Here is a 25086-nt window from a genome sequence, read left to right on the forward strand (position 1 = left end):
CCATTCGGGCGACGCGCGGGACCGGGCCGGGGAGGGCGGTCCCGCGTCAGTGCTCGTCGGCGGCGATCGCGCGGGCCGCGGCGAGCTCGTGGCGCACCGGGGCCAGGACGGAGCTCTCGTCCCCGGGCGGCAGCGCCGCGGGGTGCAGCTGGGCCGGGGTCCTCACTCTGCGCACCCCCTCGGCGAGGGCCCGCAGATCGGCGATGACGATCTCCACTTCCTCGGAGCGGGGGCCTTCGGCGCCGTGGTTGACCCGGACCCGTGCGGCGGTGGTCGCGTCCACGATCCGTTCGACGGCCACCACCAGCGGCCACCATGCGGCGGCCCGCGCCCCCGTCGGCGGCGGCTCGGTCAGCGCCCGCTGGAACTCGTTGCGTACGCCCGACATCTCGCGGTAGATCCGCCGCCGCGCCTGCAGGCGCGCGGTCCGCGCCGCCCGCTGCCCGGCTTCCGTCTCGGGATGGCTTCCGAAGGCCCGTTCCACGTACCGGGCCGCGTCGTCCACGGTGTCGGCGAGCCGGTCGCCGATCCGGGTGTGCCAGCTCTCGGGCCACAGCAGATAGCCGGCGAGCAGGGTGATGGCGCAGCCGATCAGGCTGTCCAGCAGCCGGGGCCGGATCAGGTCGAAGCCCTGGTGGTTGAGGAGGTCCGAGAGCAGCAGGATGACCGGGGTGATCGCGGCGGTCTGGAAGGCGTACCCCTTGGCGGAGAACGCGGGGATGAGGGCGCCGAGCACCACCATCACCGGCACGTCCCACCAGCCGCGCGGTACTTCGGCGAGCACGGCGGCGGCGATGACCAGCCCGGCCGCCGTGCCCAGGGCGCGCAGCACGGCCCGGGAGAACACCGAGCCGAAGTCGGGCTTGAGGACGAAGGTGACGGTCAGCGCGACCCAGTAGGACCGCTCGACCGGCACCACGGAGACCAGTGTCTGGGCGAGCCCGATGCACAGGGCCAGGCGCAGCCCGTACCGCCAAGAGGCGCTGGACATCATCATGTCGCGCACGGCCCGCCGGGCGCGGACCGTCAGCGCGGCGGGCCGGCCGAGCCGGTCGTCGACGTTGTGCAGGTCCGGCTCGGGCACGTGCACGATGGCCGCGGCGTGCCGCAGGGCCGCGTCGAGGGCCCGTTCGGCGGGGGTGTGCGGCTCGGGCAGGTCCAGTACGGGCTTCCCGGTGCGGCCTTGTTCCACGGCCCGGGCCAGGTCCCGTACGGTCGCGGGGATCTCGGGCGGCAGCGCCTTGCCCCGCAGGTGCATGGCGGGGGCGGCCTCCACCAGCGGGATCACCACGTTCAGCTGGGCCAGCATCCGTACGAGCGCGGGGCTGCGGCCGTGCACCCGGGCGCGGCGGCCCAGGACCAGGTCGTAGGCCTGGTTGAGGGCGTGCGTGACGTCTCGGCGGCGCTCGTCGTAGTCCGGTCCGCCCGCGGCTTCGAGTGCGTCGGCGAGCGCACGGTAGGTGGCCGCCACGGCGGCGCGCTCCGGCTGCCGCCCGCGCAGCGGCCAGCCCAGCAGGGTCAGCAGGAGGACGAACAGCCCGCCCGCGCTGAGCAGTAGAGGGGCCGTCCACCAGGGCTGGGGGAGGGGCAGGCCGGCGCCGACCACGGCGTTGAGGAGCAGCAGCAGTCCGGACACGGACGCGACTGTGCCGATCGAGGAGATCATCCCGGAGACGAGGGCGATCAGGGTGAGTGCGCCGACGGCGAGCCAGCCGTGACCGAAGACCAAGGTGCCCAGGGCCACTCCGACCGCGCCGAAGAGCTGGGGCACGGCGATGTTCAGGACGCGCATCCGGTAGGCGTCGGCGGTGTCGCCGATGACCCCGGACAGGGCGCCCATCGAGACGAGGGCCCCGTACTCGGGCTCGTTCAGTGCGAAGCCGACGGCGAGCGGGGCGGCCATCGCGATGCCGGCGCGCGCGGCCGCCGCCCAGGGGATCGGGGCGGTGCTGGGCCGCAGTCCCTTGAGCAGCCAGGCGGGCGGAGCCAGCGGATGGTGCCGGGGGCGCCCGGAGGGTATGTGTTCGGTGCGTTCGGTGCTCATTCAGCTTCCGTGCGGCCGCTCGTGAATCGGTTCTTCTGCGCTGTTCCTGGGTCTTGCGTTCTTCTTGGGTTCTTCTCGTCCTCTTCCGGGGCGTTCTGCGCGTGCCGGTACCTTCCGAGCTTATGGGGTGCGGCGTAGTCGGCCCGTCAGCCAGGCGGCGAGCGCGGCGGCGAGCCCGATCGCCAGCACCACCCAGGCGGTGGTGCGCAGGAACGCGGTGAGTGCGTCGTACACCGCGGCGGCGGCCGCCCGGTCGATGTCGGCCGGCAGGTCGTCGAGGGTGAGCCGGCGGCAGACGGCCACGGCGATCCACAGCAGTACCGCGCCGACGGCGACCCCCAGCCCGGTGGCGATCACGGCGCGGCGCCGGTGGACGGCGACGGCGATCGCCGTCGCGGCGAGCACCACGATCAGCACGGGGAGCCAGACGCCGGCGATCTGCAGCATGCGGAAGCCCTTCCGGAGTGCGCCGAGGTTGTCGTACTCCATGACCTTCACCGATACGTGGGTCACCGGGATCCGGTCGGCGAACGGCACGCCGTCGGCGACGAGGTCCCCTTTGACCTGTTCGATCACGGGGGCGAGGTCGATGGCGACGGCGTCGCCGTCACCGGTGGTGAGCGCCTTGAGGAACGCGGCGTGCGCGGCGCGGTTGGCCGCGTCCCAGGCGGTGCGGTAGGCCGGCGTGCCGGCGAAGGAGCGCAGGGCCTCGCCGAGCAGGGCGTCGACCCCGCCCTGGAAGGGGCCGGCGTCGATCTGCCCGGCGAGGGCGCGGCTCGCCTGGGTGACGACGACGCCCTGCACGGCCGGATCCTCGGCCAGCGGGGACATCGCCGCGGTGTACCGGTCGGCGTCGCCCAGCTCGTGGTCCGCCCAGTACGCGACGGCCCCGGCAGGCACCAGGAGGGCCACCAGCACGATGAGTACCGCCGAGAGGAAGGTGCGCACGTCACCAGGGAAAGCCGCGGTGGCGGGCGGCGCGAGCGGTGCTGCTGCGGGCGGGTGGCCGCGACCGCCGATCCACTGATCCACTTGCCGGTCGGGGGTGGCGGGTGTGCCCTGGATGATGGGAGAGAGGAGCCCTGTCATGGCACATGCGGCACCCACCGCCCCCGGGCGGCACCTGCGGACGACCGGCATGGAGAACGTGAGCAAGGGCCCGCTGGTGCGGGCGCTGCTCCTCGGACTGGTCTACGGCGTCTGGGCGGCCTTCTTGAAGCGCCAGATGGGACCGGTCGACGTGGGCAACGTCTTCTACGGGATCCTGTGCGGCCTCGTCTTCGCCGGCATCATGTACACCCTCGCCCGCGTAGGCCCGCGGTTGATGAGGGAGCTGCACGGCGCTGCGTACGGCGCGTTCGGCGGTATCGCGGTGGGCTACCTGTACAGCCTGGCCGACCACTCCATCCTCCGCTCGTGCTGGGTCGGCTTCATCACCGGCATCGGTATCGGGCTGGCGGCGTTCTACCGCTACTACCAACGCGAGCCCTGAGCCGGAAGAGCCACGGCGGGCGCCGGTCCCCCACGGGAGACCGGCGCCCGCCCGTGTCCGCGGGCTCAGCCCTCGGAGCGGGTCTCGGAGCCCTTCACCGCCGCCGTCGCGGCCACCGCGGCGGCGGGGGCGGGGACGGCTGAGGTGTCCTCACCCTCGGTCCCGCGCCCAGGGGGCTTCGGGGCCGTCGGGGTGTAGCGGGTGACCTCGGCGCGGAGCATGGCGTTCAGGGCGGCGTACGGGTCGATGGGCATGCCGGAACCTCACGGTGTTCGGGGGGTGTGTGGGGGTGTGCGCTGCTGCTCGGCCCACTCAGCAGCGCAGGACCACACTCCGCTCCGTCCACGCGGACAGCATCGGCCCGTCCGTCCCGTACCCGTCGGTCCGTACGGCCTGACCGGGGTGTTTCACGTGAAACACGGGCCGCGGCAGCTGCCGTACTCCTGGCAGCCCGCGCACGACGAGCCGTACGGCGGCCCGCACTTCGGGTTCCGCGGCCGGATCGGACTCCCCCTCGGCGGGGGTGCCCGGCTCGCTCGGCGCGCCCGAGGCGGTGCGTTCGACCGCGGCGGCGGCCGCTGCGGCCGTCGTGACGGCGGGACCGGAGGCGAACAGGCACAGCAGCACGACACAGGCCGCCGAAAGGGCCCTGCCCAGTGCCGTGCGTGCGTACCGCGTCCCGCTCATGCGAGGGGTCTGCCCCGACACGCCGGACAACTCCCCGACCGGGCCCCAGAAGCCCCCGACCGGGGGACGAAGACACCCCCCTCGGCTGACAGGGAGCCGCGATGGTTGCCGGCTCAGCCGGTGCGGCGCTGCCCGGTCAGCCGGGCCAGGACGGTGGTCTCACCGCTGACCAGCCGCAGTTGGGCGCGCCCGGGCCGCTGCCCGCGACCGCTGACCCCGGCGGGCGACACCCGGTCGACGGTGAACACGGCGGTGCGGCGGTCCGCGCGTGCGATCTCGACGGTCAGCCCCCGTCGCAGCTCGGCGAGGCGCAGATCGGCGGCGGTGATCACGGCGGTGCCGGCCGAGCCCGGGGCGGGGCTGTCGTGGTCCCAGGCGGCCTCTTCCGCGTCCCCGCCCAGCGGCAGGTCGACGCCCAGGCTCGGGATGTGCAGCCGCAGCGGTCGCGAGATTCGCAGAGGTGTGATGGCGACGGCCCGTGAGGGCCGGGCCCCCTTGCCCGGTGCGTGCTGCCCGGCGTGCTCCAGCTGCTCGACGAGCCGGCGGTGGCCGGACAGGCCCAGCGCGCGCGAGGGCAGCGCGTCGGCGGCGGTGGCCGCCGCGGGACGGGCACCCTCGGTGCTCCGCAGCATCCCTACGCCGGCTCCCAGCAGAGCCACCGTCAGCACGCCGACCACCCACTTGGCGCGGGGCATGGAATTCCCTCCTGGTCCGATCCCCCGGCTCCGGCGGCCGGGTCTCCTGAGAGCAGTGGACCCCCTCCGTGCCCGTCAGTACCGCTTACAACGCCGAAGGGTGACATCACGTCACAGGCGTGTCGGTACCCCGCGCAGGATGTCTTCCCAGCTGGCGACGGGTGAGCCACCGCCATTCCGTGGATTGCGCACGATACGACCGAACGGGTGGACCGCGGAAATGACCGCGGCCCCGGCCGCCGGGGGCGGTCAGGGCCGTGGGATGCCGGGCGCGGTGTCAGCTCGCGGGCTGTGCCGTCTGCTGGGGCGCGGCGACCGGGACGAGGGAGCGTTCGGCGAGGACGCCGAAGGCCAGGCCGAAGGTCGTCCACATCACGGCCTGGATGGCCAGGGTGGCGAGGCGGAACTGCCAGATCAGGGCGGCCGGGAAGTCCGCCGGGACCTCGTTGATGCCGGGCAGGGACGCGTAGGCGATGGCGACCGCCGCGACGAAGGCCACCGAGGCGACGATCGAGGCGTTCCAGTTGCCGAGCTTGGGTGCCAGACGCCGGCCCAGGATGAGCGCCGCCGAGGACAGCAGCACGCTCAACGCGATCATCAGGATGTAGAGGGTGGTCCTCCGGACGACGGTGTCGGGGTCTCCGACGGCCGGCGGGTTGGAGGGGTACTTGAGGAACGGCACGAGGTTGAGGGCGACGAACAGGCCGCCCGAGACCAGCAGGGCCGTGACCCGCGGGCCGAAGCGGCCGATGCGGCCCAGGGCGTAGCAGAAGACGAGCGCGGCGATGCCGCCGAGCGCGATCCCGTAGAGGAGCGTGCCGGTGCCGAGGCCGGCCGTGGCCTGGAGGGCCCGGCTGACCGGGGCCGCCTCCTCGCCGTGGTCGTGGGCGGCGTGGCCCGCCTCTTCGATGGCGATGGCCGCGTCGACCTTGGACTCACCGAGGACGTAGGCGACGAGGAAGGCGGCCAGGCCTGCGAGCAGACCCGCCAGCATGCCCCGGACCAGCAGGACGCGGGGGGAGATGGGGTTCATGGTTCGGTACTTCCCTTGCGGAGGTGGAGATCAGTGGCAGGGGAAGCCGAGGAGGTGGCGGCCGTCGTGCATCCACTCGTGGACGGTGTCGCCCTCGAAGAGCGCGGTGGCGCCCTGCTCGGCACCGACGAGGTAGAGCAGGACCAGCATCAGGACGCCGACGAAAACGGCCCAGGGGGCGAGCGCGGAGAGCGAAATCGGGGCGACGGCAGGGGCCGTCGTGGGCACGGCGGAGTGAGCCATGGCAGTACCTCCAGAGGGAACACGCGTCCCGGTCAGTGGTGCTCGCGACGACATGGCGGGTCTGACTTTCCTCCCCCTCCGGGAGGATTCACAGTGGCGCGACCGTGCCGGATTTTCACCGGTACTTCCGTCATACCGTCGTCTTTTTTTGGTTGTCGTCCGAGACCGTACCGCGTTTACGCTCCCCTTATGAAGAGTGCCGTGGTACGAGTTCAGTTCGTGACACGTCCGTTCGACGCCGCCTCACGACAGATCCGTTTCGGCCAGGGAGCCCCCTGCACCGGCCACGAGGGCCTGCGCGGCCCGGACGCCGGGGAATGGGCGGGCCGGACCCTGGACGAGGTCTCCGCCGAGGATCCGGCAGCCGTACAGCGATGGCTGACCGACCCCGACTACGCACCGCCCGGCGGGGAGTCCGTCACCGAGCTGATCGCCCGCGTCGGCGCCGCCCTCGCCGGGCTGGCCCCCGGCACGCATCGCGCCGTGGTCGACCAGGCCGTCGTCCGGGCAGGCGTGGTGCACGCGCTGGAGCTGCCGGCCGCCGCCTTCTGGCGCCTCGACGTACGGCCGGACACGGTGACCACCCTCAGCGGGCGGCTCGGCCGGTGGAACCTCCAGCTCGGCCGACCGCTCGACATCTAGGGGTGTCGTGCCGCTACGCGACGATCCAGTCGCTCGTCGCGATCACCGGCTGCACGCCGTCGCGGTGGACGGTGCCCTCGATCAGGCCGTACATCCGGTCCGCCGCGAAGTAGACCTCGTTGTCGTTCTTGAGGCCGAAGGGCTCCAGGTCGACCAGGAAGTGGTGCTTGTTGGGGAGGTTGAGGCGCACCTCGTTGACCCGCGGGCAGTTGTCGAGCACCCGTTCGGCCATCTGGTTCAGGGTCTGCTGGAGCGAGTACGAGTAGGTCTCCGCGAAGGCCTCCAGCATGTTCTTGCGGACCTTCTTGTACGACTGGTCCCAGTCGAACGCGGCGTCGTCGGCGGCCAGCGCCGAGTGCGCCCAGCGCGCGGTGACCTTGGTCGCCAGGATCCGGTCGTACGCCTCCTTCAGCGTCGTGTACTTGTCCTTGATGTAGCCGTGGAACTCGGAGTTCGTCGAGTTCATCACGGTCAGGTCCTTCAGACCCGAGATGACCTGGAGGCCGGTCGTCTCGCTGTACGTGATCTGCGCCGTGCGCACCTCCTGGCCCTTGCGGACGAAGGAGTGCTGCTCCTTGCGCGTCGGGACCGGGATCCGCTCCCAGGCGTACTCCTCGATCCGGATCTGCGCCTCGCGGATCGGCGACTGGGAGGAGACGAAGTGCTTGGCGAGCAGGATGCCGAAGGCCTCGGGCGAGGCGATGCCGTGCTCCTTGCCGAAGGCGTACACCGTGTTCTTGGTGGTGTCGGTCGGCAGGCAGTTGGCGTTGTCGCCGGTCAGGTGGACGTCGCGGAACTCGCCGCGGAGCGCGACCGAGACGTTCAGGTCGCGGATCTCGTGCCACGATCCGTCGGCCCCCTTGCGGGTGACCTTGACGATGCGGTTCTCGGCCTTGCCGTACTGGTTCTGCGCGAGGACGTGCTTGCTCATGGCTGTCTTCCTTCGGGTACACGGAGTCCGACTGACTGGATCCCGTACGCCCGGCGTCCAGCGGTCGGCCCGCTCCCCGCCGTTCGGTCACGGAGGACCGCCCCGGGACTGACGTGCATCCCGGTCCGTAGGTGCTCTCTCGGATTCCAGCACGTTCACGTGGTGTTCGGAATGGCGCGGAACGTCCAAGACAGGCACCCACGGATTGGGCGACCGTGTATCGGTGCAGGTCAGGACATGTGTGCGTCCGCGACGGAGAGGGCCTCGTCGAGGATCTGCAGGCCCTTGGCCACGTCCTCGGGGGCGATGTTGCAGGGCGGGGCGACGTGGATGCGGTTGCCGGCGATCAGCGGCCACAGCCCGCCCTTCTTGCAGGCGGCCCCGAACTCGGCCATCGGCGCGTTGTCCGCCCCCGAGGCGTTGTACGGGACGAGCGGTTCGCGCGTCCGCGGATCCCGTACGAGTTCCAGGGCCCAGAACGTGCCGAGGCCGCGGACCTCCCCGACCGACGGGTGCTTCGCGGCGAGGGCGCGCAGACCCGGACCCAGCAGCTCCGCGCCGGTGCGGGCGGACTGCTCGACGATGCCCTCCTCCTCCATGACGTTGATCGTCGCGACGGCGGCCCCGCAGGCCAGCACGTGCCCGGAGTACGTCAGCCCGCCCGGGTAGGGCCGGCGGGCGAAGGTCTCGGCGATGGCCGCCGAGATGGCGACCCCGCCCAGCGGTACGTATCCGCTGGTCACGCCCTTGGCGAAGCAGATCAGGTCGGGGGTGACGTCCCAGTGCTCGGAGGCGAACCACTTTCCGGTGCGCCCGAAGCCGACCATGATCTCGTCGAGGATGAAGACGATGCCGAAGCGGTCGCAGAGCTCGCGTACCCCGGCGAGGTAGCCCTCCGGGTGGACGAGCACACCGGGAGCGCCGCCGACGGTCTCCAGGATGATCGCGGCGATGGACTGCGGGCCCTCGAAGACGATCGTGTCCTCGAGGTGGCGCAGCGCGCGCTCGCACTCCTCGGCCTCGGTGGCCGAGTAGAACGGCGAGCGGTAGGTGAACGGCCCCCAGAAGTGCACGACACCGGCGGTCGCGCTGTCGTTGCCGAAGCGGCGGGCGTCACCGGTCAGGTTGATCGCCGTGGAGGTGGCCCCGTGGTAGGAGCGGTACGCGGAGAGCACCTTGGGCCGGCCGGTGTGCAGCCGCGCCATCCGTACGGCGTTCTCGACGGCCTCGGCGCCCGCGTTGGTGAAGAAGATCTTGTCGAGGTCGCCGGGCGTGCGCTCGGCGATCAGCCGGGCCGCCTCCGAGCGGACGTCGACGGCGAAGCCCGGCGCGACGGTGCAGAGCTTGGCCGCCTGCTCCTGGATGGCCGCGGTCACCTTGGGGTGCTGGTAGCCGATGTTCGTGTAGACGAGGGCGCTGGAGAAGTCGAGGAAGCGGTTGCCCTGGTAGTCCCAGAAGTACGAGCCCTCGGCCCCGGCCACGGCGAGCGGGTCGATGAGCTCCTGCGCCGACCAGGAATGGAAAACGTGCTTCCGGTCGGCGTCTTTCACGGCGGCGAGCGCGTCGGCGGCTTCTGCGTTCATGTCCCGAGCGTAGTTGTCCATGATGTGGACCCCCGGGAGGGTGGGACGACGTTTCACGTGAAACACCGCGCCGGCGATGCGGCATCCGGTTAGCGTCCTGGTGTGCATTGACGATCACGACGCGAGGACGTGACAGGTGAGCGAGCAGGACACCCTGGCCCGGCGCTTCGAGGAGCACCGTCCCCACCTGAGGGCCGTGGCCTACCGGATGCTGGGCTCGCTCAGCGAGTCCGAGGACGCCGTGCAGGAGACGTGGCTGAAGCTGAGCCGATCGGACGTCTCCGCCGTGGAGAACCTCGGCGGCTGGCTGACCACCGTCGTCGGCCGGGTGTGCCTGGACATGCTGCGCTCGCGCACCTCGCGGCGCGAGGATCCGCTGTACGACCAGGACGGGTTCGTCCGGCTGCCCGACCCCGTCGTGACGGGGCTCTCCGGCATCGATCCGGAGCGCGAGGTACTCGTCGCCGACTCCGTGGGCATCGCCCTGCTGGTCGTCCTGGAGACGCTTGCTCCCGCAGAGCGCCTCGCCTTCGTCCTGCACGACCTCTTCGCGGTCCCGTTCGACGAGATCGCCCCGGTCCTCGGCCGTACCGCCGCCTCCACGCGGCAGCTCGCCAGCCGGGCCCGCCGCCGGGTCGAGGGCGCCGCACCCACCCCCGACCTCGACCTGGTGCGCACCCGCGAGGTGGTGGACGCCTTCCTCACCGCCGCCCGCGGCGGGGACCTCGACGCGCTCGTCGACCTCCTCGACCCGGATGTCGTGGCCCGCTCCGACGGAGGCGCGCTGCGCCCGAGCGCGGTCCGGCGCGGTGCGACCGACGTCGCCTCGAACGCCATCACCTTCGCCCGCTTCGCCGCGGCAGCCGTCCCGGTCCTGGTCAACGGCATCCCCGGCGCCCTCGCGCTGGCCGACGGCAAGCCCCTGTCCCTCATGGCGTTCACCGTCCGGAACGGCAAGATCGTCGCCCTGGACATCCTCACCGACCCCGAGCGCCTGGCCCGGCTCGACCTGCCCCCCACCCTGGACGACCGACCTCAGGACCTCGCGTAGCCGGCGTCGCCGATCCGGGTCTCCTGCCGTACGACACGACGGCGCCGGGACGGCATGCCCACTGTCGGGTTGGCGACGCCCCAGGCCGCGCCCTTGCAGATCAGTTCCTTGTAGCGGGCCGCCCAGCGGCCCGTCAGGGCCCTGTCGACCGCTCGGTCGTCGGCGGCGACGAACTGGATCAGGCCCTCCTTGCGGCCGAGGGAGATGCACTGCTGGAAGTAGCGGATCGGGACGCGGGGGACCTCGATGCCGGCGAGACGGGCGGCGATGGCGTCGGCGGCCTGCCAGGCCATCGGGACGCCCGAGGCGCATGACATGCGCAGGGGCTTGCCGCCCGGGCCGATCGCCATCGCCGCGTCGCCCACGGCGTACACGTCCGGGTGGGAGACCGAGCGCATCGTGGCGTCGACCACGATCCGGTCGCGGTCGGCGAGTTCCAGGCTGCCGGCCCGTGCGATCGGGTGGACGGCGAAGCCGGTGGTCCAGATCGTGGCCTCGGCAGGGATGGTCCGACCGTCGGCGGCCTTCACGCCGCCCGCCTCCACGGCGCTGACCGCGGTGTGCTGGTGGACCGTGATGCCGAGCCCGTCCACCACCTTCCGCAGGTGGGCGCGCCCCTTCTCCGAGAGCCAGTCGCCGAGGGCGCCGTGGGCGACCAGTGCGACGTCGAGGTCCGGGCGGGCCTCGGCGATCTCGGTCGCGGCCTCCACACCGGTCAGGCCGGCGCCGACCACGACCACGGGCCGGCCCGCGTCCAGGGCGGCCAGGCGATCGCGGAGGCGGAGGGCGCCGGGGCGGCTCGAGATCTCGTGGGCGTGTTCGGCGGTGCCGGGGACGCCTCCGTCGTTCCAGCTGCTGCCGAGGGCGTAGACCAGCGTGTCGTAGCCCAGTTCCTCCCGCTCGAGGCCGTTCGCGGCGGTGACCGTCACCGTCTTGTGGTCCACGTCCACGGCGGTGACCTTCGCGAGCTTCAGCTCCACGCCCGTGCCCGCGAACATCTCGGCGAACGGCCGGGGCCTGAGGTCCTGGCCCACCGCGAGCTGGTGCAGCCTGACCCGCTCGACGAAGTCGGGTTCGGGGTTGACGAGGGTGATGGTGACGTCCTCGCGGTGCAGCCTCTTGGCGAGGCGGCCTGCGGCGACGGCGCCGGTGTAGCCGGCTCCGAGGACGACGATGCGGTGCTGCATGTCCGTGCTCCTGTCTGGGCGGGGCCGCCGATGTCCGGCGTGGTTGCGCACCTTGAACCGGGCAGCCCCGCGTTTCCTGACAGGATCGGAGTGTGACCTGCGCCACTCCCTCTCAGAGGGTGAGGAGCGGACCCTCCGTGTGGTCGGCCGCGGCCCACTGCTCGGTCGCGCGGACGAGTTTGTCGGGGTTGACCTGGCTGCGGACCGCGATGATGCCCTCCGCGGTCGCCTCCAGGCAGATGATCCCGACGACCCGGCCGTCCACGACCGCCACGATGGCGGGCCCGCCGTTGGCGGTCGTGGCATGGATCTCGGGCGTGCCGCCGACATGGGCCCGCTTGGCCGCACTCGGCTTGAACAGGCCGCGCATGAACGTCGCGACCGCGAGCGCGCCTTCGAAGGCCTTCGCGCGGGCCGGGACCTTCCCGCCGCCGTCGCCGACCGCGAACGCGTCCTGGGTGAGCAGGCGTACGAGCGGTTCGGTACGACCGGTGGTCGCCGCGGCGAGGAACTCCTCGACGATCCTCCGGGCGGCGGCCTCGTCGATCTCGGTGCGCGTCTTGCCGTCCGTGATGTGCTTCTTGGCCCGGTGGTGGATCTGCTGGCTGGCGGCCTCGGTGATCTCCAGGATCTCGGCGATCTCCCGGTGCGGGAAGTCGAAGGCCTCGCGCAGCACGTACACCGCCCGCTCGTTCGGCGACAGCCGCTCCAGCAGGACGAGGACGGCGTACGACACCGACTCGCGCTGCTCGGCGGTGTCGGCAGGACCGAGCATCGGGTCCCCGGTGAGCAGCGGCTCGGGGAGCCACCTCCCCACGTACGTCTCACGCCGGGCGCGTGCCGAAGTGAGCATGTTGAGGCACCAGTTGGTGAGGACCTTCGTCAGCCAGGCCTCAGGCACCTCGATCCGCTCGACGTCGGCGGCCTGCCAGCGCAGGAACGTCTCCTGCACGGCGTCCTCCGCCTCGCTCGCCGAGCCGAGCAGCCGGTAGGCAATGGCCTCCAGCCGGGGCCTGGCGGTCTCGAACCGGTCCACGTCGCTCATGATCAGGGCCATGCCCGCGATCCTAGGCGCCCCCCGGCAGGAGCGGCAGGGGGGACGGCGCTCCTCGACGGGCGGCGGGAGTACGCGCCGACGAGCGGCGGGAGGTACGCGACGAAGGCGCTGGAAACGACCGGATGCCGGGGCTCTCAGATTTCGTCGGAGTGGGCGCCGGTGCCGACGGGGGTCCTGCTGGTGGCCAGCCAGGAGCGGGCGGGGCCGGCCGGTGTCGCCGTGTCCACGGTGAGGTGGAGGCGGGTGTCGCCGTCGAGGCCGGGATAGCTGCGCTGTTCCGTGCCCGCGAAGCAGTGGCGAAGTGCCTCGGCGACTGCTCGGGCGGCTTCGGGGGTGTGCGCGATGATCCGTACCTCGGCGTGCCCGATCGAGGGCGGTGTCCGGGTCTCGATGTGCTTCACGCGTGCGTGGTTCCCTTCGGGATGGGGGTGAGGCCGGCGGGTCGGGGCGCCGGGGCGCCCCGACCGCTGCCCCCGGTCGGCGGTGGTCTTCGCGGAACTCACCTCCACCCGCTCCCGGGCAGCGGGAGGGCGCTTCGTCCCATCGGCTCCCCGAAGGGCGACATGCAGGCCCCGCCTTCGCCCTCCCAGGTGGCTTCCCGGCGGCGGGCGTCGCGGATGCCGCGCCCGATGACGGCTTCGTTGGCCAGCAGGACGCCTGCGGTCAGGACGCTGCCGGGGATCGCCGCGGCGGCCATCAGGCGGGCCGCGGCCGCGGGCGCGGTCTCGGGCGGGATGACGAGGAGGTCCCAGCGGCCGACGGTGTAGGAGAGCAGGATCAGCTTGTCGGGGTCCTGTTCGACGAACCGGCCCACGTGCAGCGTGCGCCGCCCGTCCAGGGCGATCCCGCGCGGTATGACGGGCCAGCGGGTGGGGTTCACGGTGACGCGGGTGACGCGGCCCCAGGGTTCTTCCAGGGCGGCGACGAGCGGTGGGAGCTCGGCTTCGAGGTCGCGGGAGTGGGGCCACCAGGCCCCGTCCAGCCGGCCGGCGAGGGTGGTCTTCGGAGTGAGGGACAAGCGGGCCGGGACTCGTGCGGCGAGGGCGCGGGGCGCGGTCCGGTCGAAGGTGACGGTCATGATGCGGACCCTGCCCGCGGGCTGCCCGTCGGCAGCCCTGCTTTTAGGCGATCGCCGGAAATGACACCCGCATGAAAGCCGGTGTGCGAAGTACTCCCGGTCCCTTCACTGTACGCCCGTCCGGCCCGTCACGGCCGATCTGACCAGCCATTTTCCGGCGGCGATGGAAGGACCGTGAAAGAGCGGCAGCCCCGCCCGCACAGCCCGCCTGACACCGGCTCCGACCTGCGGGCGCAGTACGCCCGTGTACCCTTCGCCGCCCACGGCCCATCCGATGCGTGTCCACATTCTGATATGCGCAAATCGGAACCATTCGACTTCGAAGGCGTGTGCGCCTCATCACCGATTCGATGTGACAAGCATCACGTTCACATGGGCGCGAGCTCGCTGAACAGGTCGTTTGTCGGTCCGCTCTCACGTGTAATGCGCCTGACCGGGTGATCGACATCCCTGCTGGTGTCGCTATCGACCTTGCGTGCAAGGCAAGATGGGACCGCCGACTGAAGCATTCGTGACCTGTGTCACATTCCCCGCTGCTCTGCTTGTCAAGGAGTCATTGCTCCGGGGAAAGGTGAAGGCCCCACCTCCCGTCGCCTGGCAGCTGCGGAGATGAGGCCCTCGGCAAACATCGCATTGCAGTGAGGGGCCCCGGCCGTCAGGTCGGGGCTTTTCCCTTACGGGCTCAGGAACTCCTTCACGATCTTGTAGACCGTGTAGATCGGTCCGAGCCAGCGGACCCGGTTGTAGACCTTGTCCGCCTTACTGCTGCGATGCCCCTCCGGCTGTGGTGCCATCGGGCCGCCCCCTTTCCGGACCCACGACTTTCGCGGACCCCGCGGGGAAACCCACGACCGTACTCGGCCCCGGGGAGCGGTTGGCGCCTTAGATTACCGGTGCCGCGCGACGGCATGGTTCGGCCGCCACCGGCGACGGCTGCGGCACGCAGTGCCATCCAACTTGCATGCAATGCAAGGACATTGACGATCATTCATCCGACCTGGGATCTTCCTTCGCCTGAAGTAGGGACTGCGTGCCACTTTGATGACATCCGCCACCTGAAACACGGACGGCGTGTGTGCTGAGTCACCCAGGAAATCCGTCGCCGTGCCCGGTGCCGCGGGCTGCGATCGTCCGAGATCATGCCTGTGACCTGCGGGAAGACAGAATCTCTGGGGGTACGGAATCATGACCCAGGGTGAGGTGGCGCAGGGGCTCGCAGTGGCCAGGGCTTGGACGACGCGCTCATCGGCCCCACCGGCCGGCACCACGTCGCCCCAACAGCTGCTCCCCGCCCGCCGATTCCCGGTGCCGTCCCGCCAAGGAGTAGCGCTCCTACTCCTCCGCCCCGGGAATCTCCATGGCGCTGCCCCCCTGACGGCACGACCAGCGGAACGCTCCGGGCTTCCGCAGAGACGCCTCCGTCCCGGGTTCCGCGCCCCCGACGTTCAGGTGGTGGCCCGTACTGAACACCAGGCGCAGCGCACCGGACTTGAAGGCGACCGCCGACAGGACGATGGCGCCCACGAGCCGGCCCCACCCGTCACCGGTGACCGCTGCGGCCCCCGGAGCGGTCACCGGCCCCTCCGTCAGGAGTGCGGGGCCGGCGACCGTGAGCACCACCTCGTCGGCGAACGTCACCGAGAGGGCCGCTTCCGTACGACGGACGGCCAGCGTCGGGATGCCCCGCAGTCCGACGAGCCAGCGGTCGCCGAGGTCCTCGACCACGACAGGTCCGGCAGGTATGACGATCTTCTGTTTGACGTGCTTGGACATGCATCCCCTACGACGCGGCCACAGGAGCCAGGCTCCCCTCGGCGGCTGTCGACCGCCGTTTTTTCACGAGCGCCTCATGGGCTTGGTCGCGGCCCACGTTAAGGCGCCACCGAAGGTGGTGATCACCGCTGTCGGTGAGCAGGTCTTCGCGCTCGCCGACGGCAACCTGAAGCCCCAATGGGGCTGCTCAGGCCTCCGGAACAGGGGACGAAGGCGGAAACAGGGGATCCGCCTCGCCCGTCCACACACGGTACAGATGGCGGATCGCCGTGATGTCGGCGTGGTCTTTCGGCCTGGCAGCGGCGATCTTCCACCGGAGGATGTCGCCGAGCCGCATGAAGGGCACGCCGTCGATGAGGTCCGCCTCATCGATCAGTCGGTCGGTGGACCAGCCTTGGGTCCAGCTGTTCATGATCTCGATCGAGGCGTCGGGGTGGACGACCCGCAAGCCGTAGCCCGAGATGGTCGGCTCCGGGGAGGCGAGCGAGAGGGCTCGTTGCCAGGCCTCTCCTCGTGCGAGCACGTCCAGGTCTCCCATACGGGCCCGGAGGCCGCGAACGTAGAGGGCGGCGGAACCACACACCACGTATTCGCCCCGGGGCAGTTGCAGGGCGCCCAAGGCAGCGAAGAGGCCGTCAGCATCACTCAGGAGCACAGGTTCTCCCTCTGGACGGAAGGGGGCTGCACCGCTGAGACGTGGCGACAGCCGATGGGACATGCCTGTTGTACGGCAGGGTTCGGGCTGCTGTCAGTCCGCTGCCGAGATCGCGGCCAGGCTCGCGGCGATCTCCTGCACGTTCACCACGACCACGACCACGACCACGTCCGCGCCGACCAAGGTGATGTGCTTCCGGGGCTTGTTCGCGTAGCCGATCCTCCGCAGCACGGCTCGCCCGGGTGCGACCCTCAAGGACGTTGCCGCCGAGAGGAGAGGATGGGCCGAAGGCTTCAACAGTTCTGGTCGGAGCACCGGGCGGCCCACGATCTCGTCTACGGCCTCTGCAATCCCCTGCCGGGTGCGGTACTCCCACACGCATTCCGCCGAGTTGTTGCTCACGATCGCCACGTGCCGGCCTGCCTCGCGCGCTGCGTGGAGCGCCTGTACGGCTCCCTCCGTGGGCGTTCCGGCCGCCTTCACAGCCCGAATCCCCGCCAGGGTGAGAGGGCCTCGACTGCTGCCAGGACGGTGCCACCGCCCTCTTGGCAGAGCCTGTGGACTCCCATGGGGTCATCTGTTGCTCGTGCTGGAACCTCCAGCGCAGGGGGGGGGCGCGGACAGGAGTCTGCCCAACTCCTCCGCGACGCCCGGCGCGGGCAGACGCGGACGTCGACGCCATGACGATCCGGGTCAGGATGGCCGCGCCCGAGCTGAACACCGGCAAGCGCGCCGAGGGCCCGACCGAGTCGGGTGCAGGAAAGCGGATCATCGTTCTGCCGGAGTTCCTCCGCGAGGATCTGCGTCACCACGTCGAGTGGTACGCGGAGAAGGGGCCCGGGGGACTCCTCTTCGTGGGGGAGAAGGGGGCGCCGTTCCGGCGTACGACGTTCGGGCGGAAGTGGCGCAAGGCGCGCGTGAAGGTCGGCATGCCGGCGTCCTTCAGGTTCTACGACCTTCGTCACACCGGGCACACCCTGGCGACGCGCTCCGGTGCCACGCTGAAGGACACGATGGTGCGGGCCGGCCAGTCCTCGGAGAAGGCCGCGTTGATCTACCAACACTCGGACCATGAGCGACAGAAGGAAGTCGCCGGAGGGCTGGACGGGATGGTGCGCGCCGCCCGGGAGAAAGCCGCGGAGCAGGCCCGCCAGGGGTCAAGTGGTGCGCAAGTGGTGCGGGGCTCCTGAACCGGTCTAGACAACGACGAAGGCCCAGGTCTCTGACCTGGGCCTTCGTTCAAGAGCGGATGACGGGAATCGAACCCGCGCTATAAGCTTGGGAAGCTCATGTTCTACCATTAAACTACATCCGCATGGCGTTCCAGTTGCCTGGAGCGGTATCTTTGGACACTCTACCCCATGATCGACCCCCGGTGAATCAGCCGCGGGGTCGTCGTTGTTTGTGGGGTGCACCGAGGGTCGTGGGGGCGGGAGTTGGGGCGTAACGTACCCGTGCGCGGTGGTGCTGGAGCGGTGCTGGAGTGGCGGCTGGAGCGGGTCGCGATCATCCCCTAATGTGGCGATTCGTCGCAGTACGGCAGGTTGGGGAAAGGGACTCGATGGAGAACACCGTCGTCCGTTGTGCCGAAGGGCACGTTTTCAGTACCGCTTCGTTTCCGCTGCAGCACCTCGGTGCCGGCCGGATCGGGCCCGGGCGGCTGCTGCGGTGCCCGCGGTGCGCGCGGCTGAGGCATGCAGTGCCCGTCGGGGCGGCGGCCATCAAGCGGTAGACGGTCCGGGGCGCGCGGCGCCGCTCTCGATTGGGGGTGGCCCGCGCGCACTGCGTATCCTCGGGACGTGCTTCTCTCAGACAAAGACATCCGGGCCGAGATCGACAGCGGACGGGTTCGCATCGACCCGTTCGAGGAATCGATGGTGCAGCCCTCCAGCATCGATGTACGTCTCGACCGGTTTTTCCGGGTGTTCGAGAACCACCGCTACGCCCACATCGACCCCGCGGTCGAGCAGCCCGACCTGACCCGCATGGTCGAGCCGGAGGGCGACGAGGCCTTCATCCTCCACCCGGGCGAGTTCGTCCTCGCCTCGACCTACGAGGTCGTCTCGCTGCCCGACGACATCGCCTCCAGACTGGAGGGGAAGTCCAGCCTGGGCCGCCTGGGGCTGGTGACGCATTCGACCGCCGGGTTCATCGACCCCGGGTTCTCGGGCCACGTGACGCTCGAGCTGTCGAACCTCGCCACCCTCCCCATCAAGCTGTGGCCCGGGATGAAGATCGGGCAGCTGTGCATGTTCCGGCTCAGCTCGCCCGCCGAGTTCCCGTACGGGAGCGAGCGGTACGGATCGCGGTACCAGGGCCAGCGCGGCCCGACGGCCTCGCGCTCCTTCCAGAACTTCCACCGCACCCAGGTGAGGCACGAGGCATGAGCGACGTCGTACGAGAGAACCTGAACTACGAGGGATTCGGGCGGGCGGTGCGCGAGCTCGCGCAGACCATCGCCGATGACGGCTACGAGCCCGACATCATCCTGAGCATCGCCCGGGGCGGCGTCTTCGTCGCCGGCGGTCTGGCGTACGCGCTCGACTGCAAGAACATCCACCTGGTGAACGTCGAGTTCTATACGGGTGTCGGGACCACGTTGGAGATGCCGGTCATGCTGGCGCCCGTGCCCGAGGCGATCGACTTCACCGACAAGAAGGTCCTCATCGCCGATGACGTGGCCGACACCGGCAAGACGCTGAAGCTCGTCCACGACTTCTGCCTGGGCCACGTCGCCGAGGTCCGGTCCGCCGTGATCTACGAGAAGTCCCACTCGCTCGTGAAGTGCGAGTACGTCTGGAAGAAGACCGACGAGTGGATCAACTTCCCCTGGTCGGTCGAGCCGCCCGTGGTCAAGCGCGAGGGCCAGGTCCTCGACGCCTGACGGCCTGACGGCCTGACGGCCCGGCACGCATTGGTCCTTGCGGGAAAGGGCCGAAAGGGCCCCCGGCGCGTTCCGCGCCGAGGGGCCCTTTCCCGTTGTCGTCTCAGAGCGTGCCGAGCTTGATGATGGAGAGCAGCGCGACCAGCTGGATCGCGGACGCGCCCAGCGCCTTCGGCCACGGCAGGTCGTGCGACTTGCTGACGAGCGAGGTGAACAGGGCCCCGGCGGCCACCCAGGTGGCCCAGCCCAGCACCTGTACGAACATGTTGTCCCCGCCCAGGAACACGGCGAAGAGCAGGCGCGGCGCGTCCGTGATCGACATGACCAGCATCGACAGGCCCACGGTCGGCTGCCACGCCCCGTCGCCGCCCAGCTGGCGGGCCAGGGTGTGCGTGACGGCGCCCAGGATCAGACCGCAGACGACGAAGGCCACGCCGGCGCTGAGGACGATCGGGACGGCGTTGGCGAGGGTGGCGTTGATGACGTCCTTGCGGGCGTCGTCGAGGCCGAAGACCGCGAGCAGGCCGTACAGGAAGGTGACGATCAGCGCCGGGCCCCAAACGGCGTAGTCGCGCATCTGCAGGAACGTCGGCCCCGGCCGCATCACGATGCCGCGCAGGAGTTCCTTCCAGGGCAGCCGCGGTCCCGTCGGCGCGGCCGCAGCGGCGCCCGCGTGGTACGTCGCGCCCTGGCTGTACGGGTCCTCGCCGTACGCGAAGACCTGGGTGTGCCCCGGGTTGTCGTTCGCGTACGAGCCGCCGCCCTGGCCTCCGTGGCCGTACGGGGGCTGCTGCCGGTCGTACGACTGCCCGGGCTGCTGGCCGTACGGCTGCTGCTCGTGCGGGTCGAAGTACTCGGGCTCGCCGTGGCCTCCTGCGGCGGGCTGCTGAGGCCACTGCTGCTGGGGAGGGTAGGGCTGCTGGCCGTACGGCGCCTGCGGCGGTTGTTGCTGCTGCTGACCGTACGGCTGCTGCCGCGGGGGTTGTTGGGGAGCGCGGTTGTTGTCCCGGCCGCGTCCGATCCTGAATCCAGCCACGTGATCGAACGTACCTGGTCCGGGGAGGCGTGGTGGGCGGGCTGCCGGAATAGGGGCCCTTTGCGGCTGAGCTGTGACATCCCCTAGGGGATCCCTAATGGGTGGGTTTGTGTGGTTTACCTGGTTGGTGGGGAGTCTGCGGGGGTTCGTTACGTCATCGACGGAATACGTAGATATCTGGTCCGTAGCTTCGTATGTGTCGCCGCCGAGGCGCCGACGCCACCGACTACGAGCCATGAGCCACGAGTACGAGAAGAGCCCCTCACATGCGCAGCACCACCCGTCGCACCACCCTTCGTACCGCCGCCGTCTTCGCGGGCGCGGCCGCCGTACTGGCCCTCCCGGTCGGATCCGCGTTCGCGGACTCGCCGACCGGGCCGGAGCAGGAGGTTCTGCCGGGGGTCGAGCAGCCGGTCAAGGAGCGGCCGGCCGGGGAGAAGCCGCCGGTGGACAAGCCTGTGGACGAGAAGCCTGTGGACGAGAAGCCGGCGGTGGAGAGGCCCGGGGTGGAGAAGCCGGGTGGGGACAAGCCCGTCACGGAGCCCGCCGTCGATCCGACCGTGCCGCAGGTCGACCCGACCGCACCGGCGGTCAAGCGGGCCTTCGTGACCACGGTCAAGCTCGCGGACGGCTCGATCGCCAAGGTCTACAAGATCGGCAACGGCCACTTCGAGGCCGAGGTCTTCTCCGGGTCGACGAAGCTGGACACGCTGGTCAGCAAGGGCGGCAAGCCGGCGTACGGGCAGAACAACGGGCTGCACATCGTCCTCCAGCCGAACGGGACCGTGACCTCGTGGGTGGAGGGCGAGCAGAAGCCGACGCCGAAGCCCGAGCCGACGCCGAAGCCGCTGGTGAAGCCGAAGCATGAGGGCAAGCAGGGTAAGGAGAGCAAGAAGGAGACCTCGGTCCGGATCACCATGCCGGACGGTCGGATCGCGAAGCTGATCGACGGCCCGAACGGCAAGCGCGTCGAGATCTCCATGCCGAACGGGAACCTGCTCGGGACGATCGACCCGAAGCACCCCAGCGCGCAGAACGACGGCTGGACGTACCGGATCGTCCAGGACGGGAAGCGCGTGAAGTTCGTCGTCATCGACGGGAAGGGCGGCGGGAGCAGCTGGGTGTACGGGTTCGACGGGAAGCTGATCGAGAAGTACGCGGCCGAGCGGCCGAAGGCTGCGAAGCCGGCCGGGGACCGGGTGGACCGGGTGGTGCCGAAGGGCGGCGTGAAGGCCGGGGCGGAGGGCGCAGGGACCGGTTCCGGTGCCGCCGCGGGTGACACGCCGATGCTGGTCGCCGCCGGCGGGGGGATGGCTGCCGTGGGGGCGGCGGGGCTGGGCTTCGCTCTGCTGAAGCGGGGGCGGGCCGACCAGTCCTGACGGACGGGTCCCGGAGGGGCCTTCGCCCCCGGACCCCCTGACCCCCGGACCCCCTGACACCCGAAACGCCGGTACGGCCGGCCCCCTGAGCAGGGGGCCGGCCGTACCGGCGTTTCGTCGGGCTGCCGCCCGGGCCATGGCCTAGGCCTTGGCCTCCGGCTTCGCCTCGGACTCGGTGTCCGCAGCGGCCTTGGGCTCGGCTTCGGCTTCGGCTTCGGCAGCGGCCTCGGGCTGGGCCTCGGCCTTCGCCTCCGCCTCGGCTTCCGCCGGGGCGGCAGTCTCGGCTTCGGCCTCGGCCTTGGTCTCGGCTGCGGCACCCGCCTCGGTGTCCGCGTCCGCGTCCGCCTTCGCGTCGGCCTTCGCGTCCGCCTCCGCCTCGGCGGCGGGCTCGGCTTCGGGCTCGGGCTCGGCCGCGGCGGGGGCTTCCGCCTCTGCCTCGGCCTTCGCTTCGGCTTCCGCCTTGGCCGAAGCCGCGGCCGCGGCCTCCGCTTCGGCCTTCGCCTTGGCGGCGGCCTCTGCCTCAGCCTTGGCCTTCGCTTCGGCTTCTGCCTTGGCGGCGGCCTCCGCCTTGGCCTTCGCCTCGGCTTCCGCCTTGGCCGCGGCCTCCGCCGCTGCAGCCTCGGCTTCGGCTTCGGCAGCCGCGGCCTCCGCCGCCAGCTCGGCTTCCGTCGGGGCCGGGGCCTTCACCGACTCCAGGAGGAGCTGGGCCACGTCCACGACCTGGACGGATTCCTTCGCCTGGCCGTCGTTCTTCTTGCCGTTGACCGAGTCCGTCAGCATGACCAGGCAGAACGGGCAGGCCGTCGAGACGATGTCCGGGTTCAGGGACAGGGCCTCGTCCACGCGCTCGTTGTTGATGCGCTTGCCGATGCGCTCTTCCATCCACATCCGCGCGCCACCGGCGCCGCAGCAGAAGCCCCGCTCCTTGTGGCGGTGCATCTCCTGCTGGCGCAGCCCCGGCACGGCCGACATGATCTCGCGCGGCGGCGTGTAGACCTTGTTGTGCCGGCCCAGGTAGCACGGGTCGTGGTACGTGATCAGGCCGTCCACCGGGGTCACCGGCAGCAGCCGGCCCTCGTCGATCAGGTGCTGCAGCAGCTGCGTGTGGTGGATGACCTCGTACTCGCCGCCCAGCTGCGGGTACTCGTTCGCGATGGTGTTGAAGCAGTGCGGGCAGGTGGAGACGATCCGCTTCGCCGACTTCGGCTTCTTCGTCTCCGGGTCGTCGTCGTCCTCGCCGAACGCCATGTTCAGCATCGCGACGTTCTCCTGCGCGAGCTGCTGGAACAGCGGCTCGTTGCCCAGGCGGCGCGGGGAGTCACCGGTGCACTTCTCGTCGCCGCCCATGATCGCGAACTTGACGCCCGCGATGTTCAGGAGCTCGGCGAAGGCCTTCGTGGTCTTCTTCGCGCGGTCTTCCAGAGCGCCCGCGCAGCCGACCCAGTACAGGTAGTCGTACTCCGAGAGGTCCTCGGCGTCCTTGCCGACGATCGGGACCTCGAAGTCGACCTCCTTGGTCCACTCCACGCGCTGCTTCTTGGCCAGACCCCAGGGGTTGCCCTTCTTCTCCAGGTTCTTGAGCATCGTGCCCGCCTCCGACGGGAACGCGCTCTCGATCATCACCTGGTAGCGGCGCATGTCGACGATGTGGTCGATGTGCTCGATGTCGACGGGGCACTGCTCGACACACGCACCGCAGGTCGTGCAGGACCAGAGGACGTCCGGGTCGATGACCCCGTTCTCCTCCGCCGTGCCGATCAGCGGGCGCTCGGCCTCCGCCAGTGCCGCCGCGGGAACGTCCTTCAGCTGCTCCGCGGTCGCCTTCTCCTCGCCCTCCATGGTCTTGCCGCCACCCGCGAGCAGGTACGGCGCCTTGGCGTGGGCGTGGTCGCGCAGCGACATGATCAGGAGCTTCGGGGACAGCGGCTTGCCCGTGTTCCACGCCGGGCACTGCGACTGGCAGCGGCCGCACTCCGTGCACGTGGAGAAGTCGAGGATGCCCTTCCAGGAGAACTGCTCGACCTGGGAGACGCCGAAGACGTCGTCCTCGCCCGGCTCCTCGAAGTCGATCTCCTTGCCGCCGCTCGTCATCGGCTGCAGCGCGCCCAGGGCCGTCGAGCCGTCCGCGTTCCGCTTGAACCAGATGTTCGGGAAGCCGAGGAAGCGGTGCCAGGCGACACCCATGTTGGTGTTGAGCGAGACCGTGATCATCCAGGTGAAGGACGTGACGATCTTGAGCGCGGCGAAGAAGTACGTCAGGTACTGGATCGTGCTCAGGTCCAGCCCGTCGAACGCGGCGATCAGCGGGTACGAGGCGAAGAAGCCCGGCTCCCAGCCGTCGACGCCGTGCTGGACGCCCTCCAGCGCGCGCAGCGTCATGATGCAGACGCCGACGATCAGGATGACGGCTTCGACGAAGTACGCCTGGCCCGTCTTGGAGCCCGCGAAGCGGGACTTGCGGCCCGCCGCGCCCGGTCGGCTCAGCTGCCGGATCACGATCAGGGTCACGATGCCGAGGACGGTCATCAGGCCGAGGAACTCGGTGAAGATCTCGTACGGCAGCCAGTCGCCGATGATCGGGATCAGCCAGTCGGCCTGGAAGAGCTGACCGAAGGCGTTCACGATCGTCAGCAGCAGCGAGAAGAAGCCCACCGCCACGAACCAGTGCGCGAACCCGACGATGCCCCAGCGGTTCATGCGGGTGTGGCCGAGGAACTCCTTGACCAGGGTGATGGTGCGCTGCGTCGGGTCGCCCGTGCGGGTGCCCGCGGGCACTGGCTGGCCGAGCCGCACGAAGCGGTAGATCTGCACGGTGGCACGGCCGAACAGCGCGACGGCCACCACCGTGATGACCAGCGACACGATGATCGCGGCGAGTTGCATGGAAGGGCTCCTCGGGCGGCACTTACTAAGCGGTAACTTATGAAGTCAAGGCTTGAGGTTACCCATTCCCCGCGCCGCAATGTAGGTGGGCGAGCGGTGATCTGTGTCGCTCAGGCATGCCTGTGTCGACAGGCCGCCCGAGGGGTCTGAGCCAGGATCGCGAGATCCATCCCCAGCCAATGGCTCTCCACATAGTGCCGGTCCAGCAGCGCCATCTCTTCCCAGGGGAGGTCGGATCGCGCGCTCACCTGCCACAAACCGGTCATTCCGGGGCGTACGAGAAGCCGATCGGCCCGATCCGTACGCGGTTCCGGGCGCGGCCCGACCAGCGACATCTCGCCGCGCAGCACGTTCAGCAGCTGCGGCAGCCCGTCCAGGGCGCACCGCTCCAGGGCCGCCCCCAGCCGGCCCGCCCCGTCCGTGCGCAGCCGCCAGGTGAGGAACGGCCGCCCGGCGAGCCCGGCCGCGGGTTCCCGTACGAAGACTCGGCCGCCCTGGGCCGCGTACAGCAGGGCGGCGACGACCAGCATCGGCAGTGCGAACAGCCCGGTCAGCGCAGTGGCCCCGAGGAGGTCGACCACCCGCTTCGCGGACAGGTCCGGCAGGTCAGGCAGGTCCGGCAGGTCCGGCTGGCGCACGAGGGGGTGCGGGTTCGCGGGGCGCCGTCGTACGAGGTGCCGGATCGTGGGGAGCGTGAGCGGCGGCAGCGGCATGGGGGCACCCTGCATGCGCCCCCGGCGGTTTCGGCGGTGC

At 70.6% G+C, this 25086-nt stretch carries 25 protein-coding genes, 1 tRNA gene and 2 pseudogenes; 8 read left to right on the forward strand and 20 right to left on the reverse strand.

The window, feature by feature from the left end:
- Positions 1 to 46: 46 nt before the first annotated feature.
- Positions 47 to 2044: an FUSC family protein gene (locus tag ACFYZS_RS11325; protein ID WP_389009638.1), complete on the reverse strand. Its 1998-nt coding sequence runs from the start codon at positions 2042 to 2044 to the stop codon at positions 47 to 49.
- Between the two features lie 120 nt (positions 2045 to 2164).
- Positions 2165 to 2992 carry a hypothetical protein gene (locus tag ACFYZS_RS11330; RefSeq protein WP_389009641.1) on the reverse strand — a complete coding sequence of 276 codons (828 nt, stop codon included), beginning with the start codon at positions 2990 to 2992 and terminating at the stop codon, positions 2165 to 2167.
- A gap of 139 nt (positions 2993 to 3131) precedes the next feature.
- Between ACFYZS_RS11330 and ACFYZS_RS11335 the strand changes: the two genes are divergently transcribed.
- Positions 3132 to 3536, forward strand: coding sequence for a hypothetical protein (locus ACFYZS_RS11335; RefSeq protein WP_389009644.1), 405 nt, complete (start codon positions 3132 to 3134; stop codon positions 3534 to 3536).
- Positions 3537 to 3601: 65 nt separating this feature from the next.
- Here the strand turns inward: ACFYZS_RS11335 and ACFYZS_RS11340 are convergent, their stop codons facing one another.
- The 5 genes from ACFYZS_RS11340 to ACFYZS_RS11360 all read right to left on the reverse strand — a co-directional run bounded on the left by ACFYZS_RS11340 (position 3602) and on the right by ACFYZS_RS11360 (position 6194).
- Entirely contained in the window at positions 3602 to 3790 is a 189-nt protein-coding gene (locus ACFYZS_RS11340; RefSeq protein WP_389009647.1) for a hypothetical protein, read from the reverse strand.
- Between the two features lie 58 nt (positions 3791 to 3848).
- Positions 3849 to 4223: a hypothetical protein gene (locus ACFYZS_RS11345; protein WP_389009650.1), complete on the reverse strand. Its 375-nt coding sequence runs from the start codon at positions 4221 to 4223 to the stop codon at positions 3849 to 3851.
- A 113-nt stretch (positions 4224 to 4336) separates the two neighbouring features.
- Positions 4337 to 4918 carry a hypothetical protein gene (locus ACFYZS_RS11350; RefSeq protein ID WP_389009653.1) on the reverse strand — a complete coding sequence of 194 codons (582 nt, stop codon included), beginning with the start codon at positions 4916 to 4918 and terminating at the stop codon, positions 4337 to 4339.
- A gap of 277 nt (positions 4919 to 5195) precedes the next feature.
- On the reverse strand, positions 5196 to 5951 hold the full coding sequence (locus ACFYZS_RS11355) for a CbtA family protein (protein WP_389009656.1): 756 nt from the start codon (positions 5949 to 5951) through the stop codon (positions 5196 to 5198).
- Positions 5952 to 5981: 30 nt separating this feature from the next.
- The gene (locus ACFYZS_RS11360) at positions 5982 to 6194 is read right to left on the reverse strand and encodes a CbtB-domain containing protein (protein ID WP_030857499.1); all 213 of its coding nucleotides are present in this window, start codon (positions 6192 to 6194) and stop codon (positions 5982 to 5984) included.
- Between the two features lie 189 nt (positions 6195 to 6383).
- Here ACFYZS_RS11360 and ACFYZS_RS11365 point away from each other — a divergent pair, with 189 nt between their 5' ends.
- Positions 6384 to 6836, forward strand: coding sequence for a histidine phosphatase family protein (locus ACFYZS_RS11365; RefSeq protein ID WP_389009659.1), 453 nt, complete (start codon positions 6384 to 6386; stop codon positions 6834 to 6836).
- A gap of 13 nt (positions 6837 to 6849) precedes the next feature.
- Here ACFYZS_RS11365 and pucL read toward each other — a convergent pair whose 3' ends face one another.
- Positions 6850 to 7767 carry a factor-independent urate hydroxylase gene (gene pucL, locus ACFYZS_RS11370; RefSeq protein WP_389009662.1) on the reverse strand — a complete coding sequence of 306 codons (918 nt, stop codon included), beginning with the start codon at positions 7765 to 7767 and terminating at the stop codon, positions 6850 to 6852.
- 230 nt (positions 7768 to 7997) lie between these two features.
- Complete coding sequence (locus tag ACFYZS_RS11375) at positions 7998 to 9350, reverse strand: aspartate aminotransferase family protein (RefSeq protein ID WP_389009665.1); 1353 nt, start codon at positions 9348 to 9350, stop codon at positions 7998 to 8000.
- Positions 9351 to 9486: 136 nt separating this feature from the next.
- On the opposite strand from ACFYZS_RS11375, the gene ACFYZS_RS11380 reads away from it, so the two are divergent.
- Positions 9487 to 10401 (forward strand): sigma-70 family RNA polymerase sigma factor, encoded by a 915-nt coding sequence (locus ACFYZS_RS11380; RefSeq protein WP_389009668.1) that lies wholly within the window; start codon positions 9487 to 9489, stop codon positions 10399 to 10401.
- Here ACFYZS_RS11380 and ACFYZS_RS11385 read toward each other — a convergent pair.
- The 7 genes from ACFYZS_RS11385 to ACFYZS_RS11415 all read right to left on the reverse strand — a co-directional run bounded on the left by ACFYZS_RS11385 (position 10386) and on the right by ACFYZS_RS11415 (position 16703).
- Entirely contained in the window at positions 10386 to 11588 is a 1203-nt protein-coding gene (locus ACFYZS_RS11385) for an NAD(P)/FAD-dependent oxidoreductase (RefSeq protein ID WP_389009671.1), read from the reverse strand. The genes ACFYZS_RS11380 and ACFYZS_RS11385 overlap by 16 nt on opposite strands.
- 112 nt (positions 11589 to 11700) lie before the next feature.
- Positions 11701 to 12645 (reverse strand): RNA polymerase sigma factor SigJ, encoded by a 945-nt coding sequence (sigJ, locus tag ACFYZS_RS11390; protein ID WP_389009674.1) that lies wholly within the window; start codon positions 12643 to 12645, stop codon positions 11701 to 11703.
- A gap of 134 nt (positions 12646 to 12779) precedes the next feature.
- On the reverse strand, positions 12780 to 13046 hold the full coding sequence (locus ACFYZS_RS11395; protein ID WP_389009676.1) for a hypothetical protein: 267 nt from the start codon (positions 13044 to 13046) through the stop codon (positions 12780 to 12782).
- A 98-nt stretch (positions 13047 to 13144) separates the two neighbouring features.
- Positions 13145 to 13723, reverse strand: a complete 579-nt coding sequence (locus ACFYZS_RS11400; protein ID WP_389009679.1) for a DUF5994 family protein — start codon at positions 13721 to 13723, stop codon at positions 13145 to 13147.
- 1332 nt (positions 13724 to 15055) lie between these two features.
- A complete protein-coding gene (locus ACFYZS_RS11405; protein WP_389009682.1) occupies positions 15056 to 15496 on the reverse strand; it encodes a DUF6188 family protein in 441 nt (146 codons plus the stop codon).
- 187 nt (positions 15497 to 15683) lie between these two features.
- Positions 15684 to 16151, reverse strand: a complete 468-nt coding sequence (locus ACFYZS_RS11410; protein WP_389009685.1) for a hypothetical protein — start codon at positions 16149 to 16151, stop codon at positions 15684 to 15686.
- Between the two features lie 93 nt (positions 16152 to 16244).
- A complete protein-coding gene (locus ACFYZS_RS11415) occupies positions 16245 to 16703 on the reverse strand; it encodes an HAD family hydrolase (RefSeq protein ID WP_389010269.1) in 459 nt (152 codons plus the stop codon).
- 104 nt (positions 16704 to 16807) lie between these two features.
- Here ACFYZS_RS11415 and ACFYZS_RS11420 point away from each other — a divergent pair.
- A pseudogene (locus ACFYZS_RS11420) lies at positions 16808 to 17341 on the forward strand (tyrosine-type recombinase/integrase); the annotation flags it as partial.
- 54 nt (positions 17342 to 17395) lie between these two features.
- Here ACFYZS_RS11420 and ACFYZS_RS11425 read toward each other — a convergent pair.
- A tRNA-Gly gene (locus ACFYZS_RS11425) sits at positions 17396 to 17466 on the reverse strand.
- A gap of 201 nt (positions 17467 to 17667) precedes the next feature.
- Here ACFYZS_RS11425 and ACFYZS_RS11430 point away from each other — a divergent pair.
- From ACFYZS_RS11430 to ACFYZS_RS11440, 3 genes are all read left to right on the forward strand, one after another.
- Positions 17668 to 17883 (forward strand): hypothetical protein, encoded by a 216-nt coding sequence (locus ACFYZS_RS11430; protein WP_389009688.1) that lies wholly within the window; start codon positions 17668 to 17670, stop codon positions 17881 to 17883.
- 67 nt (positions 17884 to 17950) lie between these two features.
- Entirely contained in the window at positions 17951 to 18538 is a 588-nt protein-coding gene (gene dcd / locus ACFYZS_RS11435) for a dCTP deaminase (RefSeq protein WP_030152916.1), read from the forward strand.
- A complete protein-coding gene (locus ACFYZS_RS11440) occupies positions 18535 to 19035 on the forward strand; it encodes a phosphoribosyltransferase (RefSeq protein WP_030152914.1) in 501 nt (166 codons plus the stop codon). The genes dcd and ACFYZS_RS11440 overlap by 4 nt, the downstream gene beginning before the upstream one ends.
- A 103-nt stretch (positions 19036 to 19138) precedes the next feature.
- Here the strand turns inward: ACFYZS_RS11440 and ACFYZS_RS11445 are convergent, their stop codons facing one another.
- Positions 19139 to 20071 carry a Yip1 family protein gene (locus tag ACFYZS_RS11445; RefSeq protein ID WP_389009691.1) on the reverse strand — a complete coding sequence of 311 codons (933 nt, stop codon included), beginning with the start codon at positions 20069 to 20071 and terminating at the stop codon, positions 19139 to 19141.
- A 266-nt stretch (positions 20072 to 20337) separates the two neighbouring features.
- Between ACFYZS_RS11445 and ACFYZS_RS11450 the strand changes: the two genes are divergently transcribed.
- A complete protein-coding gene (locus ACFYZS_RS11450) occupies positions 20338 to 21450 on the forward strand; it encodes a hypothetical protein (protein WP_389009694.1) in 1113 nt (370 codons plus the stop codon).
- A gap of 618 nt (positions 21451 to 22068) precedes the next feature.
- On the opposite strand, the pseudogene ACFYZS_RS11455 reads toward ACFYZS_RS11450, so the two are convergent.
- Both ACFYZS_RS11455 and ACFYZS_RS11460 read right to left on the reverse strand, forming a co-directional pair.
- Positions 22069 to 24333 (reverse strand): annotated as a pseudogene (locus ACFYZS_RS11455) ((Fe-S)-binding protein); the annotation flags it as partial.
- Positions 24334 to 24443: 110 nt separating this feature from the next.
- Positions 24444 to 25046, reverse strand: coding sequence for a sugar transferase (locus ACFYZS_RS11460; protein WP_389009697.1), 603 nt, complete (start codon positions 25044 to 25046; stop codon positions 24444 to 24446).
- Between the last annotated feature and the right edge of the window lie 40 nt (positions 25047 to 25086).

The sequence above is a fragment of the Streptomyces sp. NPDC001903 genome, from assembly GCF_042891345.1.
In the GTDB taxonomy this organism is placed as follows: domain Bacteria; phylum Actinomycetota; class Actinomycetes; order Streptomycetales; family Streptomycetaceae; genus Streptomyces.

Coding starts and splice junctions, on each gene's coding strand:
- ACFYZS_RS11400 (WP_389009679.1), bottom strand. CDS start 13,723: ATGACCGTCACCTTCGACCGGACCGCGCCCCGCGCCCTCGCCGCACGA.
- ACFYZS_RS11460 (WP_389009697.1), bottom strand. CDS start 25,046: ATGCCGCTGCCGCCGCTCACGCTCCCCACGATCCGGCACCTCGTACGA.
- pucL (WP_389009662.1), bottom strand. CDS start 7,767: ATGAGCAAGCACGTCCTCGCGCAGAACCAGTACGGCAAGGCCGAGAAC.
- ACFYZS_RS11440 (WP_030152914.1), top strand. CDS start 18,535: ATGAGCGACGTCGTACGAGAGAACCTGAACTACGAGGGATTCGGGCGG.
- ACFYZS_RS11325 (WP_389009638.1), bottom strand. CDS start 2,044: ATGAGCACCGAACGCACCGAACACATACCCTCCGGGCGCCCCCGGCAC.
- sigJ (WP_389009674.1), bottom strand. CDS start 12,645: ATGGCCCTGATCATGAGCGACGTGGACCGGTTCGAGACCGCCAGGCCC.
- ACFYZS_RS11360 (WP_030857499.1), bottom strand. CDS start 6,194: ATGGCTCACTCCGCCGTGCCCACGACGGCCCCTGCCGTCGCCCCGATT.
- ACFYZS_RS11405 (WP_389009682.1), bottom strand. CDS start 15,496: ATGTCCAAGCACGTCAAACAGAAGATCGTCATACCTGCCGGACCTGTC.
- ACFYZS_RS11375 (WP_389009665.1), bottom strand. CDS start 9,350: ATGAACGCAGAAGCCGCCGACGCGCTCGCCGCCGTGAAAGACGCCGAC.
- ACFYZS_RS11385 (WP_389009671.1), bottom strand. CDS start 11,588: ATGCAGCACCGCATCGTCGTCCTCGGAGCCGGCTACACCGGCGCCGTC.
- ACFYZS_RS11350 (WP_389009653.1), bottom strand. CDS start 4,918: ATGCCCCGCGCCAAGTGGGTGGTCGGCGTGCTGACGGTGGCTCTGCTG.
- ACFYZS_RS11340 (WP_389009647.1), bottom strand. CDS start 3,790: ATGCCCATCGACCCGTACGCCGCCCTGAACGCCATGCTCCGCGCCGAG.
- ACFYZS_RS11355 (WP_389009656.1), bottom strand. CDS start 5,951: ATGAACCCCATCTCCCCCCGCGTCCTGCTGGTCCGGGGCATGCTGGCG.
- ACFYZS_RS11430 (WP_389009688.1), top strand. CDS start 17,668: ATGTGGCGATTCGTCGCAGTACGGCAGGTTGGGGAAAGGGACTCGATG.
- ACFYZS_RS11450 (WP_389009694.1), top strand. CDS start 20,338: ATGCGCAGCACCACCCGTCGCACCACCCTTCGTACCGCCGCCGTCTTC.
- ACFYZS_RS11345 (WP_389009650.1), bottom strand. CDS start 4,223: ATGAGCGGGACGCGGTACGCACGCACGGCACTGGGCAGGGCCCTTTCG.
- ACFYZS_RS11365 (WP_389009659.1), top strand. CDS start 6,384: ATGAAGAGTGCCGTGGTACGAGTTCAGTTCGTGACACGTCCGTTCGAC.
- ACFYZS_RS11335 (WP_389009644.1), top strand. CDS start 3,132: ATGGCACATGCGGCACCCACCGCCCCCGGGCGGCACCTGCGGACGACC.